The sequence below is a fragment of the Paraburkholderia oxyphila NBRC 105797 genome, from assembly GCF_000685075.1.
GTDB classification, from domain to species: Bacteria; Pseudomonadota; Gammaproteobacteria; order Burkholderiales; family Burkholderiaceae; genus Paraburkholderia; species Paraburkholderia oxyphila.
In genome coordinates this window covers 1-15714 of sequence record NZ_BAYD01000005.1, presented here as the reverse complement: position 1 = coordinate 15714, position 15714 = coordinate 1, and the positions used below count along the sequence as shown (strand labels likewise).

17 protein-coding genes are annotated in these 15714 nt (G+C 63.7%); 10 read left to right on the top strand and 7 right to left on the bottom strand.

Annotated features, from left to right (window positions below; translation table 11 throughout):
* Position 1: 1 nt before the first annotated feature.
* Together BO1_RS04075 and BO1_RS04070 are read right to left on the bottom strand one after the other, a co-directional pair.
* Positions 2 to 1540 carry an amino acid permease gene (locus tag BO1_RS04075; protein ID WP_043283733.1) on the bottom strand — a complete coding sequence of 513 codons (1539 nt, stop codon included), beginning with the start codon at positions 1538 to 1540 and terminating at the stop codon, positions 2 to 4.
* Positions 1541 to 1608: 68 nt separating this feature from the next.
* A complete protein-coding gene (locus BO1_RS04070) occupies positions 1609 to 2388 on the bottom strand; it encodes an SDR family NAD(P)-dependent oxidoreductase (protein ID WP_043283732.1) in 780 nt (259 codons plus the stop codon).
* Positions 2389 to 2625: 237 nt separating this feature from the next.
* On the opposite strand from BO1_RS04070, the gene BO1_RS04065 reads away from it, so the two are divergent.
* Positions 2626 to 3609: a helix-turn-helix domain-containing protein gene (locus tag BO1_RS04065; RefSeq protein WP_028216468.1), complete on the top strand. Its 984-nt coding sequence runs from the start codon at positions 2626 to 2628 to the stop codon at positions 3607 to 3609.
* 48 nt (positions 3610 to 3657) lie between these two features.
* Here BO1_RS04065 and BO1_RS04060 read toward each other — a convergent pair whose 3' ends face one another.
* Complete coding sequence (locus BO1_RS04060; protein WP_043283729.1) at positions 3658 to 4548, bottom strand: LysR substrate-binding domain-containing protein; 891 nt, start codon at positions 4546 to 4548, stop codon at positions 3658 to 3660.
* 102 nt (positions 4549 to 4650) lie between these two features.
* Here BO1_RS04060 and BO1_RS04055 point away from each other — a divergent pair, with 102 nt between their 5' ends.
* The 6 genes from BO1_RS04055 to BO1_RS04030 all read left to right on the top strand — a co-directional run bounded on the left by BO1_RS04055 (position 4651) and on the right by BO1_RS04030 (position 9034).
* The gene (locus tag BO1_RS04055; protein WP_028216466.1) at positions 4651 to 5241 is read left to right on the top strand and encodes a LysE family translocator; all 591 of its coding nucleotides are present in this window, start codon (positions 4651 to 4653) and stop codon (positions 5239 to 5241) included.
* 2 nt (positions 5242 to 5243) lie between these two features.
* Positions 5244 to 5627: a cupin domain-containing protein gene (locus tag BO1_RS04050; protein ID WP_028216465.1), complete on the top strand. Its 384-nt coding sequence runs from the start codon at positions 5244 to 5246 to the stop codon at positions 5625 to 5627.
* A gap of 170 nt (positions 5628 to 5797) precedes the next feature.
* Complete coding sequence (locus BO1_RS04045) at positions 5798 to 6703, top strand: LysR family transcriptional regulator (protein ID WP_028216464.1); 906 nt, start codon at positions 5798 to 5800, stop codon at positions 6701 to 6703.
* Between the two features lie 118 nt (positions 6704 to 6821).
* Positions 6822 to 7499: an HAD-IA family hydrolase gene (locus BO1_RS04040; RefSeq protein WP_028216463.1), complete on the top strand. Its 678-nt coding sequence runs from the start codon at positions 6822 to 6824 to the stop codon at positions 7497 to 7499.
* A 4-nt stretch (positions 7500 to 7503) separates the two neighbouring features.
* Positions 7504 to 8640 carry a DSD1 family PLP-dependent enzyme gene (locus BO1_RS04035; RefSeq protein ID WP_028216462.1) on the top strand — a complete coding sequence of 379 codons (1137 nt, stop codon included), beginning with the start codon at positions 7504 to 7506 and terminating at the stop codon, positions 8638 to 8640.
* Positions 8630 to 9034: a RidA family protein gene (locus tag BO1_RS04030; RefSeq protein ID WP_028216461.1), complete on the top strand. Its 405-nt coding sequence runs from the start codon at positions 8630 to 8632 to the stop codon at positions 9032 to 9034. The genes BO1_RS04035 and BO1_RS04030 overlap by 11 nt, the downstream gene beginning before the upstream one ends.
* Positions 9035 to 9092: 58 nt before the next feature.
* Here BO1_RS04030 and BO1_RS04025 read toward each other — a convergent pair whose 3' ends face one another.
* Positions 9093 to 10754, bottom strand: coding sequence for an NRAMP family divalent metal transporter (locus BO1_RS04025; RefSeq protein ID WP_028216460.1), 1662 nt, complete (start codon positions 10752 to 10754; stop codon positions 9093 to 9095).
* A 102-nt stretch (positions 10755 to 10856) separates the two neighbouring features.
* The gene (locus tag BO1_RS60105) at positions 10857 to 11006 is read right to left on the bottom strand and encodes a hypothetical protein (RefSeq protein ID WP_167338310.1); all 150 of its coding nucleotides are present in this window, start codon (positions 11004 to 11006) and stop codon (positions 10857 to 10859) included.
* Positions 11007 to 11303: 297 nt separating this feature from the next.
* Between BO1_RS60105 and BO1_RS58805 the strand changes: the two genes are divergently transcribed.
* Both BO1_RS58805 and BO1_RS04015 read left to right on the top strand, forming a co-directional pair.
* Positions 11304 to 11567: a hypothetical protein gene (locus BO1_RS58805; protein ID WP_156992106.1), complete on the top strand. Its 264-nt coding sequence runs from the start codon at positions 11304 to 11306 to the stop codon at positions 11565 to 11567.
* A gap of 209 nt (positions 11568 to 11776) precedes the next feature.
* Positions 11777 to 11965, top strand: coding sequence for a hypothetical protein (locus BO1_RS04015; protein ID WP_028216459.1), 189 nt, complete (start codon positions 11777 to 11779; stop codon positions 11963 to 11965).
* Positions 11966 to 12017: 52 nt separating this feature from the next.
* Here the strand turns inward: BO1_RS04015 and BO1_RS04010 are convergent, their stop codons facing one another.
* Both BO1_RS04010 and BO1_RS04005 read right to left on the bottom strand, forming a co-directional pair.
* Complete coding sequence (locus tag BO1_RS04010) at positions 12018 to 13022, bottom strand: AraC family transcriptional regulator (RefSeq protein ID WP_052409347.1); 1005 nt, start codon at positions 13020 to 13022, stop codon at positions 12018 to 12020.
* Between the two features lie 94 nt (positions 13023 to 13116).
* Positions 13117 to 14073 carry a LysR family transcriptional regulator gene (locus BO1_RS04005; RefSeq protein ID WP_028216457.1) on the bottom strand — a complete coding sequence of 319 codons (957 nt, stop codon included), beginning with the start codon at positions 14071 to 14073 and terminating at the stop codon, positions 13117 to 13119.
* A 101-nt stretch (positions 14074 to 14174) separates the two neighbouring features.
* Here BO1_RS04005 and BO1_RS04000 point away from each other — a divergent pair, with 101 nt between their 5' ends.
* A complete protein-coding gene (locus BO1_RS04000) occupies positions 14175 to 15596 on the top strand; it encodes an aldehyde dehydrogenase family protein (RefSeq protein WP_028216456.1) in 1422 nt (473 codons plus the stop codon).
* The last annotated feature ends 118 nt before the right edge of the window (positions 15597 to 15714 follow it).

The following is a 15714-nucleotide window of genomic DNA, read 5'->3' as shown; positions in this document are numbered from 1 at the left end:
CTCAGCTCTCGCCGAGCTGTCCTTCGATGCCGGCCAGCTCGCGCTCGCGCGCGGCCGTTGGCTTGCCGATCGGCGGCCCGCCGAAGCTCTTGCGCACGCCGGCGCCGTACCAGATCGCCAGCAGCACGGCGAGCAAGCCCACGATCACGTAGACCACTTTCTGGTTCGGCGGCTGGATGCCCACATAGGCGAGCACCAGTGCGCCGAACACGGCCGCCACCGCGAACGGTTTGGACAGCAGACCAAGCTGGAACGGCCCCTTTTCGGTCCAGCTGCGCCCTTCGGCGAAGATGCCGGCCGCAGTCGGCATCGCGTACGAAATGAACAGGAACACCGCGCTGCCCGCGCTCAGCACGGAGAACGCGTCGCCGTAGAGCGTGACCGCAATCGCGAGCACCGCCGAGACCCAGATCGCGAAGCCCGGTGTGCGATGCGTGGCGTTGACCTTGCGCAGCCACTTCGACCCTGGCAGGCCGCCGTCGCGTGCGAACGCGTACATCATCCGCGAAGTGGACGTCACGGCCGCGAGGCCGCACACGTAATTAATGAAGAACATCAGCAATTCGATCACGATGCGCAGCGGCGCGGGAATGGGCGCGAGGATCGCTTCGAAGAAGCCGGTGCCCAGCTTCACCCCGGCGGTGAGGTCCGGCATCACGAGCACGAACGCGCAGACCATCACATAGCCGAAGGTCGTCGACCAGAACACCGAGCCGATGATGCCGCGCGGCACGTTGCGCGCCGCCTGATGGGTCTCCTCCGACGTGTGCGCCGACGCATCGAATCCTGTAATCGTGTAAGCCGTGAGCAGGAGGCCGGACAGGAATGCCATCGCCATCGTCTGCTTCGGCCACTGGCCGCCGTCGACGCCGGTGAAATTGGTAAACGTGTAGAGCCGCGACAGATCGACTTTGACCGGCGAGTACACGAGCAGCGCCACAACCAGGACGACGGTGACCACGAAGATCAGATAGCCCGACAAGTCGGTGATCCGGCTCGTGATGCGGATGCCGCGATGATTGAGGAACGCTTGCGACGCCGTGATCACCGCGAGGAAGATGGTCTGATCCCACCAGCCGAGCGAATCGGGCTTCACGCCGAACATCGGCGCGATCAGCGTGCGGAAGAACGGATCCCAGGTGCCGTAGTTGATCGCCGCGACGACGAATACGAGACCGAGCAGATTGAACCACGCAGTGAGCCAGCCCCAGGTCTTGCCACCGAGTATCGAGCTCCAGTGATAAAGGCCGCCCGCCGTGGGAAAGGAGGACGCGATCTGCGCCATCGCCGCGGCAACGACGAGCGCGAACAGCGACCCGAGCGGCCAGCCGATGCCGATCGATGCGCCGCCCGCCGCGGAGAGGCCCAATTGGAACGACGTAATGCCGCCCGACAGGATGCAGATCAGCGAGAACGACACGGCGAAATTGGAGAATGCTCCCATGCGGCGTGAGAGTTCCTGCGCATAGCCCATCTTGTGTAGCAGTGTGACGTCGCTGTCGATGGGCTCCCGCGACGGCGCGGCCGAGTCGATGTCCATGAGACGATCCTTTTTCAGAGTAGTGGCATTGCGGAAATAGCGCGTGACGGCTCGACGGGAGACGGAGCTCACGCAGCCGTGAAGCAGTTGTCGACGTATAGATGTGCGCCGTTCACGAAGCTGGCGTCGTCGCTCGCGAGAAAGAGCGCGGCCTTCGCCACTTCATCGGGCTGGCACAGGCGTCCTTGCTGCACCGACAAGGCCGCCTCGCTCGCCTCGAAGCCATGCTTCGCGAGCGCGGCAATTTCGCGCCGGCCGTGCGGCGTATCGATGAATCCCGGGCACACCGCGTTGCAGCGAATCCCGCGATCGCGGTATTCGACAGCGATCGCGCGCGCGAACATCGCGCATGCGCCTTTCGTCGTGCAGTACAGCACCTCGAGCGGCGTCGCCGCGACCGACGAGATCGACGCCGTACACACGATCGAGCCGCCGCCCGCTTCGAGCATGCAGGGCAGCACCGCGCGCGTCATCATGAACATGCTCTTGACGTTCACGTTCATCAGCCAGTCGTAGTCGTCGTCGGTGGTCTCGACGAAGGGCTTCACGACGATGCTGCCCGCATGATTGAAGAGCACGTCGATACGGCCGAAGCGCGCGACAATGGCCGCCACGGCGGCATCGACCGCGTCACGCTTGGAGACGTCGGCCGCGAACAGCTCGGCCTCGCCGCCCGCTGCGCGGATCCGGTGGACCACCTCTTCGCCCGCATCCGTGTTGATGTCGACCACGGCAACCCGCGCGCCTTCGCGCGCGAACAGCAGCGAGGCCGCACCGCCTGCGCCTGTCGCGCCACCTGAAACGATTGCGATCTTGCCTTCCAGCTTGCCTGCCGCCGATTTGCTCATGCGTCACCTCGTGTGTGTTTCCGATGTGCCTAAGCTAGGGCGTGCCGGTGGCGTCGACTATCCAAAATCGGCAAAAAATATAAAAATCCCGTAAACGCCCTTCCCTGACGAATTCATTACGCACCGGACCATCCGGCGTTTTTTGACGAAACCGCGTCACACCACGGTCACAATTTATTTCGCTTACACTGCACGGCACGCGGCTTTTGGGGCGCGCAACCTGAACCGGAGGACGCCATGCAGCCGCACTTTCAGACCCGCGCCGCCGTCGAAATCCGCCGCTGCAGAAACATCGACGAGCAGGCGATGCTGCTCGATGCCTGGAATCAAAGCTATTGCCAGATTTCGCGGGGCGCGTTCGACGGCTCGGTCAGCTCGATCGCCGCGGGCGGTGTGCGCGTGCTGGTCGAACGGCTGAACCGCACCGTGTATCAGCGCGGCCATGTCGCGCAGTCGAAGCTCGCCATCGGCATCCCGTTCCAGCTCGAAGGCCATGCGCTGCTGTGCGGACAGACGAGCCACCGCGACGGTGTGCACGTGTTCTCCGGCGACAGCGGCTTCGAATTTCTTTCGCCCGACAAGCACGTGATCGTCAATCTCGAGATCGACCCTCAAGCGGTCACGAGCAGCCTGGTCCGTTCGCAACTGGACGAATTGGCGCCGTTCATCGGCACGAGGCCCGGCGTGCTGAACGTCGATCCCGGCAGGCTGGACGAGCTGCGTGCTGTGCTCAGACAGATGCTCGATACGGTGGCGGCAACGCCCACGCTGCTCGACGACCCCGGTGTGGTGGCGGCGTTCGAGAAGTCGGCGATCTTCGGGGTGGCGGAAGTGCTGCAGGGCATGCCCAACGGCGAAGCGCAGGGCACGCCCGACGCGCGCACCGTACGTCACTGGCAGCTCGTGCGCACCGTGCGCGAGCTCGTTGAAGCGTCACCCGATTGTCCGCTGTCCGTTGCCGAGCTTTGCGCGCGTTTGCGCGCAAGCCGGCGCACGCTGCAATACGCATTCGAAGACACGCTTGGGGTGAATCCGTCGGCGTACGTCCGCGCGGTGCGCCTCGATCACGTGCGCCGCGAATTGCGCGACGCTTCATCGGTGAGCGAGGCTGCCACGCGCTGGGGCTTCTGGCACTTTGGCAATTTTTCGAACGAGTACCGCGAGCAGTTCGGCGAGTTGCCATCGGAAACGTTCCGGCGTGCGAAGCATCGCAGCTTTTGAGCGTACCGGTTCCGCGCGCTAGCTACCGCATTCCATCAAACCCCTGCGTCACGCGTTGATCACGAGACGGGCGTGTGGGATCGCTGCGTTGTTCGACATCGATTCGCGTATGCAGCGCGCAAATTCCAGCGCCGCCGGCTGCGCCGTCGAGGGCAATCGCAGGCAGATCGCAAACGGCGGCAATGCTGGCAAGCCGGCCGCGTGCGGCGTGATCGTTTCGAGGTCGGGGGGCACCGTCGAGACGAGCCAGGCCGTGATCGCGAGGCCCGCGCGCACCGTTGCGGCGGTCGCCTCGATGTTGCCGCTCTCGAACACCGTGCGCCACGCAATGTCCTCGTCCGCCAGCGCGCCGAGCACCACCGGACGGAACGTGCAACGTTCGTCCACCATCGAGAGCGGCAACGGCCGCTTGCGCCACGCATCGCTGCCGCGACCCGTCACCCAGACCAATGGCTCGATGCGGATCACTTCGCCTTCGGCTTCGCTTGCGACGAATTCGACCAGCGCCACGTCCACGCGTCCACCCTTCACCGCTTCGCTGAGTTCCGGCGAAGTCGCGCACACGAGCGATATTTCCACGCGCGGATGCGCATCGGCGAATGCCTTCATCGCGGGCGCGAGCGGTGTCACGAGATCGTAGGGCACGCCCACGCGCAGGCTGCCGTGCAGCGACTGAGCGGTCATGTCGCCCCAGATTTCGTCGTTCAGCCGCAGCATCTGCCGCGCCTTGACGAGCAGCTGCTCGCCGTGGCGCGACAGTTCCAGCTTGCGCGCCTTGCGCACGAACAGCGGGCAGTCCAGACGATCTTCAAGGCGCTTGATCTGCTGGCTCGCGGCACCTTGTGTCATGTGCAGCAGATTCGCGGCGACCGTCACGCTGCCGCTCTCCGCGACCGCGACAAAGGTGCGGAGCAGATCGAGGTCGAGATTTCGGCTCATTGACACATTAAGCGGCGTAATGAATTGCATCAATATTATTGCCTTTTCTGATGCAGAGGCAATCCGTACAGTGAAAGGTCACCCTCATTCGGACCTGTACCGATGCACTCGACTCTGCCACTTTTTCTGTTCGTCGCTGTCGCGACCGTCACGCCGGGGGGCGCCACCATGCTCGCAACCGCGTCAGGCGGGCGCTTCGGCTTTGCGCGCTCGATTCCGCTGATGCTCGGCATCGCGCTCGCACTCGCGTCGCTCGCTGCCATTGCGGCGCTGGGGCTCGGCAGGCTGCTGCTTGCAATGCCCATCCTGCAGACGACCGTCAAGGCCCTCGGCTCCGCGTATCTGCTTTGGCTCGCCTGGCGCATTGCGCGTAGCGGTCCGCCGAACGCCGGCAACGGCCCCGCGCGGCCAGTCACACTCGTGAGCGGTTTCCTGCTCCTGTGGCTCAATCCGAAGAGCTGGGCGATGACGGTGGGCGCCGCGGCATCCTTCGCCTTGCTCGCGAGCAGTCCGAACCGGCTCGCGCTGCTGCTCGGCAGCGCGTTTGGTCTGGCCGCATGCATCTCGCTCGCGCTGTGGTGCGCGCTCGGCATGCTGCTCGCACGGCTTTTGCGCACGCCGCGCCATTGGCGCATCCTCAATCTTGTGATGGGTGCGCTGCTCGCCGCCTCCATCATTCCGACCTGGAGGTAATCGTGTCAGCCCATCCTTTTGCCGAATCGTTCGACCTCGAAGCCGCGTTCGGCGACGTGGTGGAATACTGGTCGCCGAAAGTCGTCGCGCAGGTCAACGATCAATACGTGAAGATCGCGAAAGTGCGCGGACAGCTCGTGTGGCACGACCATGCACAGGAGGACGAACTGTTCTTTGTCGTGCGCGGCCATCTGAAGATCGAATACGAAGGCGGACGCGTCGTCGAACTCCCTGCGGGCTCGATGCACGTGGTGCCACGGGGCACGTTGCACAATCCGGTTGCTGAAAACGAATGCTGGGTCGTGCTGATCGAGCCCGTGCAGACGAAGCACACGGGCGACGTCGAGTCGCCGTTGACGAAGACGATCGAGGAACAGTTGCGTTGATCACGCCGAGTTCCTCTTGGGCGATCGATACATGCTCACCAGATCCTTGCGCGGCGCCAACTGAACGTCGAGAATCGGGCTGTCCGTGACGCCGGGCGGCCGTTTTTTGCTACGGCCCTCCCGCTGCGTATCCACGGTGACGACACCGATGCAGTACCGACGATATCGACATGAACGATTCCAATGACATTCGCTTCCTGCTGACCATACAAGAAGCAGGCAGCCTCGTTGCAGCAGCGAGAAGGCTTGGGCTTTCGCCGCCCGCGGTCACGCAGCGACTGCAGCAGATCGAAAAGCGGCTCGATACCCGCCTCGTCGACCGCACGGCCCGCCGCCTGCGATTCACCGAAGAGGGCCTGCTGCTGTGCCAACGTGGCGCGCATCTGGTGCAACAGTTCGACACGCTGTTCGAGGATTTGCGAACCCGCCGGGGCGGTCTCGTCGGCACCGTGAGGGTGCGTGCGCCACTCGGTTTCGGGCGGCGCTATCTGGCTTCCGTCGTTTCCGGCTTTCAGCATGACCATCCCGACGTCGACATCGAACTCACTCTCACCGATCAACCCTTGACCGAATCGGCCGACCGCTATGACGTCGTGGTGCATATCGGCGAACTGCCTGCGTCGAATTTGATTGGCTATGCGATTGCGCCCAATGCACGCTTCGTCTGTGCCTCCCCGGCCTTGCTGAAGCGCTTTCCGAACCTGGCAACCCCCGACGATCTTGCGCGTCTGCCCTGTATCGTGCTGCGCGAGAACAACGAAGACGCATCGCTTTGGCAGTTCCGCAAGGGCCGTACGGCGCGCAGTGTCCGGGTGTCTTCGAAGTTGAGCTGTAACGATGGCGAGGTGATTCGCCGCTGGGCGTGTGAGGGCCGCGGCGTCATTCTCCGCTCGGAATGGGACGTCGCGGAAGATATCGCGAAGGGCAATCTCGTGCGGCTGCTTCCGGCGTGGAAGGCCAGCGACGCCGATGTGATCGCGCTCACCAACAATCGCGCCGGATTGCCCGCCCGCACCCGGCAATTCATGCACTATCTGCAGGCGCAGTTCCGGCCGCAGCCGCCGTGGAGACGCTAAACGGCGCCTCGCTGGACATTCAGTTTCTACGAATGAATGATTTTGTTCGACTGAATCTTCGGCGACTGATCGAGTTCTATGCTCAATGCCATGAACGAACCGCCAGGAGGCCGCGCTCATGAGCCAACCATCCGTATCGAACGTCTACCCGAAGGCGGTCCTCTTCGATCTCCTGACCGCGCTGCTCGACTCATGGACACTCTGGAATCGTGCCGCGGGCTCGGAGCAAGCGGGCCGTGCGTGGCGCGCCGAGTACCTGCGTCTGACCTACGGGTGCGGGCGATATGTCGCTTACGAACAACTGGTCAGGCAGTCCGCTAGCCACGTGGGCTTGCCCGCATCCGCCGCACTCGCGCTTGAAGCCGGGTGGCTTCAACTGACCCCGTGGAGCGGTGCGGTCGAGGTATTGCAGCACCTTCAATCGCATTGCAAGCTCGCCATCGTGACCAACTGCTCGATACGGCTTGGCCGCCAGGCGGCCGGCATCGTTCCCGTCAAATGGGACGCCGTGGTCACCGCCGAAGAAGCCGGCGCATACAAGCCGGACCCTGCCCCCTATCGCCTCGCGCTCGACAGGCTTGGTGTGTCGCCGTCGGAGTCCGCTTTCGTCGCCGGATCGAGCTACGACATGTTCGGCACCGCTGCGGTGGGCTTGCGGACTTATTGGCACAACAGGGTCGGCCTGTCATTGGCGGAAGGTGCGCCGCGTCCTGAAATCGAAGCGCCCACGCTGGAAGCGCTGGTGCCCTGGTGCAGCCGTTTTGGCGACTCGGCGCACGACAACCTGCCGGCCTGAAATCATGAAACTCGATGAACTCGATACCCCGGCGGCCCTGGTCGATGTCCCGCGAATGAGCCGGAATATTGCGCGCATGCAGTCGCGCATGAACGCTCTCGGCGTGAGGTTCCGCCCGCACGTGAAAACGACCAAATGTCTGGAAGTCGTGCGCGCGCAATTGGCGGCCGGCGCGAGCGGCATCACGGTATCCACGCTGAAAGAAGCCGAAGCGTTCTTTGCGGCGGGCGTGACGGATATTCTTTATGCGGTCAGTATCGTGCCATCGAAGCTTCCAAGAGCGGCCGCGCTAAGGCAACGAGGCTGCGATCTGAAGCTGGTCGTCGATAACGCACGCGCAGCCGAAGAAGTCGCGAAGTTTTGCGCCGAGCAGCGGGACACCTTCGAAGTGTGGATCGAGGTGGACACGGATGGGCATCGCTCCGGGATCGCACCGGAACACGATGCGTTGCTCGAGGTCGGGCGCATGCTGCACGACGGCGGCGTCAAGCTAGGTGGCGTGATGACCCATGCGGGATCCAGCTACGAGCTTCATACGCCTGACGCGCTGTCTGCGCTCGCCGAGCAGGAACGCGCAGGCTGCGTTCGCGCGGCGCAACGGCTGCGTGACGCGGGTTACCCTTGCGATGTGGTGAGCGTGGGTTCGACGCCCACCGCGTTATCGGCCGCGAAGCTGGATGGCGTGTCCGAAGTACGCGCGGGCGTCTATGTATTCTTCGATCTCGTGATGCACAATGTCGGCGTATGCGCGACCGATGACATCGCTTTGAGCGTGCTCACCACGGTCATCGGGCATCAGCCGGAAAAGAACTGGGTGATTGTGGACGCGGGCTGGATGGCAATGAGCCGCGACCGCGGAACCTCGAAACAGACGCAAGATTGTGGATATGGTCTGCCGTGCAGGCTCGATGGCACGCTCTTGACCGACTGGGTTTTGAGCGGCGCCAACCAGGAGCACGGTATTTTGTCGCCCGTGGGTGAAACCCGGGAGACAGAGGATCTCGCGACACGCTTTCCGATCGGAACGAAACTGCGTATCCTGCCCAATCATGCCTGCGCGACGGGTGCACAGTTCCCGGAGTATCACGCGCTATCCGCAGACGGCGAAACTACCCTATGGAGCCGCTTTCATGGCTGGTAACGAATCGGGCACGCGATTGCCGCGCCTGGAAAACCCCTCGAATCTCGCGACCCCAGGCGGGCACTATAGTCACGTGGCGATCGCAAACGGCCTGGTATTCGTTTCCGGCCAGTTGCCGATCGACGCGCAGGGCCGAAAGCTGACGGACGCGTCGTTCGAAGTGCAAGCCGGTCAGGTGCTGGCGAATCTGCAGGCGGCGCTGGAAGGTGCAGGCAGCAGCATCGCGCAACTGGTGCAGGTTCGCGTCTATCTCGCCGATATCGAGCATTGGCCGAGCTTCAACCCGATCTACGCGAGCTGGGCGGGCGATGCGCGGCCGGCACGCGCGATCGTGCCGACCGGGCCGCTCCACTTCGGCTTCAAGATCGAGATCGAAGCGACGGCAATGCTGTGAGCCAGGCTGGGCGCATGAAAAAGGGCAGACCTGCGCTGCCCTTTTCGCTCAGTTTTCCTTAGTGAATGGCCATCTGCACGACCTTCACGATGACGAGCCCCACCGCGACGACGAGATAGCCGCGCAGTACGCCCATCCACACGCGCGTCGACAGCGTCAGATGCTGCGGCGCCGGCAGGTCTTCGAGCGGCGGCATGCGCCACGTGTTGCGCAGCGCGTTGCGGGCTGCCTTGTTCAGCGCCGACATGTCATTGGCGGCCGCCGTGCCGCGCGCCTTGCGCGAGAGCTCCACCGCGGCATAGACCGCCACGGCAACGCCGCAACCGCCCACGAGAATCTCGACGATCGTCGCGCCGCTGATATCGGGCCACACGGTGGCGGCAGTCAGGATGATCGACAGGACAACGAGGACGGCAATGACGGCACCCGTGAACACGTTCAGCTTCTTCGAGTTCACCCACGGACCCAGCACAGCCTTGTCGTTGCACAGCAGCAGCAGGAACACGGTTGCGCTCGGCAGCAGCACGCCGGCGAGCGTCTGCACGGCTTCGGTCAGGAGGCCGAGCGGGCTGCCCGGCATCAGCACGAGGGCGGCAGCCAGCGCGATGATGCCGAAGTACACGAGATAGAAGCCCTTCGCATCGAGCACGCTACGGTGCAGCGAGTGCTTGACGTTGAACACGTCACCAATCGCGTAGGCCGTCGAGAGCGAAACGGCAGCGGCGCCAATGATCGATGCATCGAGCAGCGCCACGGCGAAGATCGTCGCCGACGTCTCGCCAACATACTTGTGCAGACCCGCGATCACGCCACCCGCATCGGTGAAGTTGCCGAACTCGGGACGGCCTGCGAACAGCGCGGCGCAGAAGGCCATCATCGCCACGGCGCCAATGATCACGAAGGCGATGCCAATCCAGAGGTCGGCCTTCTCGTATTTCATGAAGCGCGGCGTGATGCGCTTGTCGATCACGTAGCTCTGCTGGAAGAACAGCTGCCACGGTGCGACGGTCGTGCCGACGATGCCAATCACGAGCAGCATCACATCGGAGAGCTTCGAATCCTTCGGCCAGTTCGGCACGAAGAAGTCGCGCGCGATCACGTGGACCGGCGGGTGGATCGAAACGAGCACAGGAATCAGCAGCAGGCTCAGCAGGCACAGGACGATCGCGAAGCGTTCGAAGCGGCGGAAGTTGCCGGTACTGACCGCGGCCATCGTCAGGACTGCGGCGATACAAACGCCGAGAACCTTCGAAACGCCGAGGAAGTCGAGCGCAAACGTAATGCCGATGAATTCGGTGACGATCGTGAGCGCATTGAGCAGGAACAGGTCGATGACGCTGAAGGCGCCCCAGAACTTGCCGAAGCGTTCGAAGATGAGGCGGGCATGGCCAACGCCGGTCACGGCGCCGAGCCGAAGCACCATTTCCTGATTCACGTAGAGCACCGGGATCAGGAGGGCGAGCGTCCAGAGCAGCGTCGTGCCGTAATTCTGGCCGGCCTGCGTATAGGTGCCGAAAGCGCCGGCGTCGTTATCGCCAACCATGACGATGAGGCCGGGACCGAGGATCGCGAGCAGCGTGCGCAGGCGCGCCATCCAGTTGTTGCGCGGGGCGGTGTCGTGGTGGGCGATCGTGCCGAAGGCACCCTGGATATCGCCGACGTGGGCGTCATCGAGCACGGCGGTGCGGCGCGACCCGATATTTGCAGGGGTAGCAGACATAATTTTTCCTTATGGGTGATGCTTGAAGGTGCAGCTTGAGAAGCGCGTGCCCCGTTGCCGCCCGCGTGCAAATGTGCGAGCGTGCGGCAACGCCAGGCAGTGTCAGCGAGCGAGCTTGTGCAGCACCATCCGGATGGCGGCCACCACGCGGGCCGAAGCATGCGGACGGGCGTCGAGCGCGAGCAGGCCGTTGTAGTGCGGGCGAGCTTCCTCGACGTGCGGGAGTTGCGAAACGAGCAGAGCGAAGCGCATGGGGATTCCTCCAGGAGCTTGAAACGGGGTGCCTTCCACCAGGCCTGCCTTCGTTTCAGTTCACACGGGCCAAGGTGCTCGGGCGTGTGGGAGGAACGTGTGCAGCGTGGGTGTCAGGCGAAGCGAATGGCGTTCAGCGAGAACGCGTGGCGTGTCGTACAAGAACAAGGCTCAGGGTCGGGCATCGTGTGCTCCTTTGTCGTTAGCGTCCGATCAGCGTTTGACGGACGTGTTCAACCGCACGCCGGACCGGCGCGCCAACGGGCGCGCGCGAAACCGGCGTGAACAAGCGGCGCGATGAGCCAACGGCTCGACGCGTCAGGTCGTCTGGACGAATGCGCGAAACCACGCACGCGTCAGGGACGGCGGTCAATCAAAGCGATGCGCGAAGGAGGAACTGCGGAATTTACTGCGGCGCGCACCGTCTGCCTGCTGGCAGGACGGCGGCTAAGGAAGAAACAAAGCGGGCGTCGGGCCGGTCAGGCAGAAAAACTTTTCGAAGATCGACTACTGCAACTGTCCAAGGCATATGCCCCTTTCGTGAAAACAGGCGAATTCTAGTGATGATTAGCAAGCCGAGTCAACGAGAATCTCGGAGATTTTTCTTTCAAATACTTTACTTAAAATGGCTACGAATCCCTTGTCGTCCCTGTGTCGTATTCGGGCAATGACGGGGGGGCGCGCAGAAAAGCCTGGCACCTGTCGCCCGGCTTTCCTTTGACGCGCGACGGACTAGACTGGAAGTGCTCCAGCCAACCATGGAGGCAGACATGACGACCGTCTACGTCGTGAAGACCGGTGCCCAATTCCTCTGCACCGCCGAGGACGGAGACATTGGCATGGCACCGGCGATTGAAGAGGCCACGTCGTTTCTTTCGTATGAGGAAGCGCAAAAAGTGGCGAACCAGCACGCCGATCCCGGCTACGAAATCGTGGTCTTCGAACTCGTCCGACACTGATCCGGCCAGGCCCGGCTAGCGCCGGCGTCATCCGGAACCGTATAAGGCGTGCTTAAAGCCGCATGTCCTGTGGCGCGAGACCATAAGCACGCCGAAATGCCCGCGTGAAATCCGAAGCACTCCTGAAGCCGTGCGCATAGGCGATGTCCTGCACCGAGACGCCGGGCCACGCGACGAGTTCGGCGGCGGCGGCGCGCAGGCGCGCATGCCGGATATAGGTTCCGAGCCCTCCATCGTGCTGAAAGAGACGATAGACCGTCGGGCGCGAGAGGCCCAGCGACGCCACGACGCGATCGGGGGAAAGATGATCGTCGTGCAGGTGCGCATGCACGTAGCGGCGCGCCTGGTCGAACGCCATGGCCCGCGCAAGCGCAATCTTGCTGCCCTTGAGCCCAGCCTGCTCGCCGAACGCGTCCGCGATCAGCAGCACGATCTCGCGCAGGTCGCGGTAGGCCTGCGCGGGCGCCATGAGCTTGATGTGGGCGGCGAACGCCTGGACGCGGCCCGCGAGATACCGCACGACGGGCAGGCGTGGCGAAAGCGAGCGCCCATGCAGCGCCGAGGGGTCCGGAAACACGTCGCTGAGCAGCGCGCCTGGCAGAAAAATCGTGACGTGCCGGCAGGGCTTGCGCTTGAACTGCACGGGCTGGTCGAGATCGATGGCGAAGATGCCGCCTTCGAGCGCCATCGCCCGTTTGCCCGGATACACCAGTTCGCAGCCAGGCGCGCTGTCAAAGAAGATGTGAAAGACGATGCTGCGCGCGTTATCCCGGGAAATCCGCGCGATGGTACGGTCTTGCGTGATGCGATCGGTATAGCAGTCGGCAAACAGGAATTCGCCCACGGCGTATCGGTCGATCGAGGCGCGAAACGGCTGCCCGCGCTCGTCGCGCGTCGTCAGGAGGTCGACCACGCCAATCATGCGCTCGCACCATGCCTCGAGTTGCCGCGGGATGGGCAGCGCGAAAACGTCGAAATGCTGATGCGCGATTTCGAGCCGCTGAGCCGCGTCGAGGAAGACCGGCAGATCCAGATAGTGCGTCTTGACGGCGGGCATGGTGAGGAGTCGGTCGATTGAGTGGAGCCGCGGGAAGGGCTTGCTGCGAAATAGTATGCACGATCCACAAATTGGGCGAACGGCGGCGCAGGCGTCAGCGCCGCGTGCCGCGCGCCGGCTGCACGCGGCGTTTGCGTTTGCCCGCTGCGCGCGCGCTGTTCGCGTCGGCATATTCGCGAATCATTTCAATCAATGCGCGCAGCCCGGCCGGAATATGACGCCGGCCCGGATAGTAGAGGCAGAGTCCGTCGAACGACGGCGTCCAGTCTTCAAGCACCCGCACCAGCGTGCCGGCCTCCAGATCTTCCCTGACATCCCATTCACTCAGATACGCGAGACCGAGGCCCGCGCGCGCCGCGGCCAGCATCAGGCTGGCGTCGTTCAGCGTGATCGCACCGCTGCCGTCGACGCGCACCGTCTCACCGTGCCGTTCGAACTCCCACTGGTAGATCGAGCCGCTTGGCATGCGGCTGCGGATGCACTGATGGGCGGTGAGATCCGCAGGCGTGCGCGGTGGCGCGTGCCGTTCTAAATATGTTGGACTGCAAACGATGGCAAAGCGCTGCCGGTCGCCGAACGGCACGGCAATCATGTCCTGCGGCACGGTTTCCATCAGGCGGATTCCCGCATCGAATCCTTCGACCACGATGTCGATCAGGCGCCCCTCGGTGACGATATCGACCTTCATCTCGGGATAGCGCTGCAGATACGCGATGAAGACCGGCATCGCCTGACGCGCCGCGCCCACCGAGGTGTTGATGCGCAAGGTGCCCGATGGCGTGTCGCGGAAACTGCCGGCCTGATCGAGCGCGGCGTGGATGGTCGAGAGCGCGGGCGCGACCGTGCTCACGAACTGGGCCCCCGCCTCCGAGAGCGACACGCTGCGGGTCGTTCGATTGAAGAGCCGCACGCCGATGCGCGCCTCGAGTGTGCCAACCGCATGACTGAGCGCGGACTTCGACACGCTCAACTCGTTTGCCGCGGCGCGGAAGCTGCGATGACGCGCGACGGCCAGAACGGCCTCCAGCTCGGCCAGGCCCGATGTCTTCATTGTCCGGAATCCTTGAACAGGTCGTCCTCGATTGTACGGCTAGTCAGTTCAATGGTGGAGGTCTATCTTTCGTATCGATACACCACGTTTTGGGACAGACCATGCAGAACATCGACCAGATCTACATCGACGGCGCCTTTGTCACGCCGCACGGCACCGAAAGCTTCGAGCTTGTCAATCCGTCGACCGAGCAGGTGATTGGGCGCGTGCGCCTTGCGGACGAGCGCGACGCACGCGACGCCATCGCGGCGGCGCGGCGGGCGTTTCCGGCCTTCTCGCGCACCACGAAAGCCGAGCGAGTCGAGATGCTGATGCGTATGCACGCAGCCGTGGTCGCGAGAGAGGACGCGCTTTTCGAAGCCATCGTCGAGGAATACGGCGCACCTGTATCGCGCGGCCGCTGGATGGCGAGCCACGCGAGCGACGTGCTGCTGCAAACGGCGCAGACGCTCGAGCACTATGAATTCGTGCGCCGCGCCGGCTCGGCCGAGGTGGTGATGCAGCCGCTCGGCGTGGCCGGGCTGATTACGCCCTGGAACAGCAACGCGGGCTTCATCTGCGGCAAGCTTGCGGCGGCGCTCGCTGCGGGCTGCACGGCCGTGATCAAGCCCAGCGAGATGAGCGCGATGCAGACGCGCGTGATCACTGAGGCATTGCATGAAGCGGGGCTCCCGGCGGGGGTGTTCAACATCGTCACGGGACGCGGCGATACGGTGGGCGCGGAAATCAGTTCGCATTCCGATGTTGCCAAGATCTCGTTCACGGGATCGACGGCCGTTGGCAAGACGATTCTGCGCACGGCCGCGGAAACGCTCAAGCGCGTGACGCTCGAACTGGGGGGCAAGTCCCCGATGGTCGTGCTCGACGACGCCAACTTCGACGAAGCCGTCACGCTCGCGCTTCAGGCGGGCTTCATGAATAGCGGGCAGGCCTGTATCGCCGGCACGCGGATCCTGGTGCCACAGGCGCGGCTCGAGGAATTCGAGGAAAAGATCGTCGCCGCGGTGGCGAATATTCAGTCCGGCAACCCGCGCGATCCGCACACGAGTATCGGGCCGATGGTGAGCCAGAAACAATGGGAGCGCGTGCAGCGCTATATTCGCATCGGCATCGACGAAGGCGCACGTCTGATTGCGGGTGGCGAGGGGCGTCCGCACGGCGTCGACGCAGGCTGGTTCGTGCGCCCGACTGTCTTCAGCGATGTCCGCAACGATATGACCATTGCGCGTGAGGAGATCTTTGGCCCTGTGCTGTCGATTATCGCTTATCGCGATGAGGAGGACGCAATCGCGATTGCTAACGACACGCCCTACGGGCTGCAGGCTTATGTTGCATCATCCAATGCCGGGCGCGCGAATGCGGTGGCATCACGGCTTGATGCGGGACGCGTGCTGGTCAATACGCTCGCGCACGAGCCGGCGGCGCCGTTTGGCGGGTTCAAGCAATCGGGTATTGGGCGCGAATACGGGACGTTTGGGATTGAGGCGTTTCTTGAGCCGAAGTCGTTGTTGGGCATCGTGTGAGGTGTGCTTGGCGCCTTTTTGCGGCGCTGCCAGGTGTGGTAGCCGCCGGGGCGCATGATTGGCGGGGCGCCTTACGGCGTTGGCCTTAACTTGTTTTCGCGGCGGGCCGCAGGCGTTG

Bases quoted from the DNA above. Each gene is read 5' to 3' on its own strand.
- BO1_RS04075 (WP_043283733.1), bottom strand. From the start codon at position 1,540: ATGGACATCGACTCGGCCGCGCCGTCGCGGGAGCCCATCGACAGCGAC.
- BO1_RS04070 (WP_043283732.1), bottom strand. From the start codon at position 2,388: ATGAGCAAATCGGCGGCAGGCAAGCTGGAAGGCAAGATCGCAATCGTT.
- BO1_RS04065 (WP_028216468.1), top strand. From the start codon at position 2,626: ATGCAGCCGCACTTTCAGACCCGCGCCGCCGTCGAAATCCGCCGCTGC.
- BO1_RS04060 (WP_043283729.1), bottom strand. From the start codon at position 4,548: ATGAGCCGAAATCTCGACCTCGATCTGCTCCGCACCTTTGTCGCGGTC.
- BO1_RS04055 (WP_028216466.1), top strand. From the start codon at position 4,651: ATGCACTCGACTCTGCCACTTTTTCTGTTCGTCGCTGTCGCGACCGTC.
- BO1_RS04045 (WP_028216464.1), top strand. From the start codon at position 5,798: ATGAACGATTCCAATGACATTCGCTTCCTGCTGACCATACAAGAAGCA.
- BO1_RS04040 (WP_028216463.1), top strand. From the start codon at position 6,822: ATGAGCCAACCATCCGTATCGAACGTCTACCCGAAGGCGGTCCTCTTC.
- BO1_RS04035 (WP_028216462.1), top strand. From the start codon at position 7,504: ATGAAACTCGATGAACTCGATACCCCGGCGGCCCTGGTCGATGTCCCG.
- BO1_RS04030 (WP_028216461.1), top strand. From the start codon at position 8,630: ATGGCTGGTAACGAATCGGGCACGCGATTGCCGCGCCTGGAAAACCCC.
- BO1_RS04025 (WP_028216460.1), bottom strand. From the start codon at position 10,754: ATGTCTGCTACCCCTGCAAATATCGGGTCGCGCCGCACCGCCGTGCTC.
- BO1_RS60105 (WP_167338310.1), bottom strand. From the start codon at position 11,006: ATGCGCTTCGCTCTGCTCGTTTCGCAACTCCCGCACGTCGAGGAAGCT.
- BO1_RS58805 (WP_156992106.1), top strand. From the start codon at position 11,304: ATGAGCCAACGGCTCGACGCGTCAGGTCGTCTGGACGAATGCGCGAAA.
- BO1_RS04015 (WP_028216459.1), top strand. From the start codon at position 11,777: ATGACGACCGTCTACGTCGTGAAGACCGGTGCCCAATTCCTCTGCACC.
- BO1_RS04010 (WP_052409347.1), bottom strand. From the start codon at position 13,022: ATGCCCGCCGTCAAGACGCACTATCTGGATCTGCCGGTCTTCCTCGAC.
- BO1_RS04005 (WP_028216457.1), bottom strand. From the start codon at position 14,073: ATGAAGACATCGGGCCTGGCCGAGCTGGAGGCCGTTCTGGCCGTCGCG.
- BO1_RS04000 (WP_028216456.1), top strand. From the start codon at position 14,175: ATGCAGAACATCGACCAGATCTACATCGACGGCGCCTTTGTCACGCCG.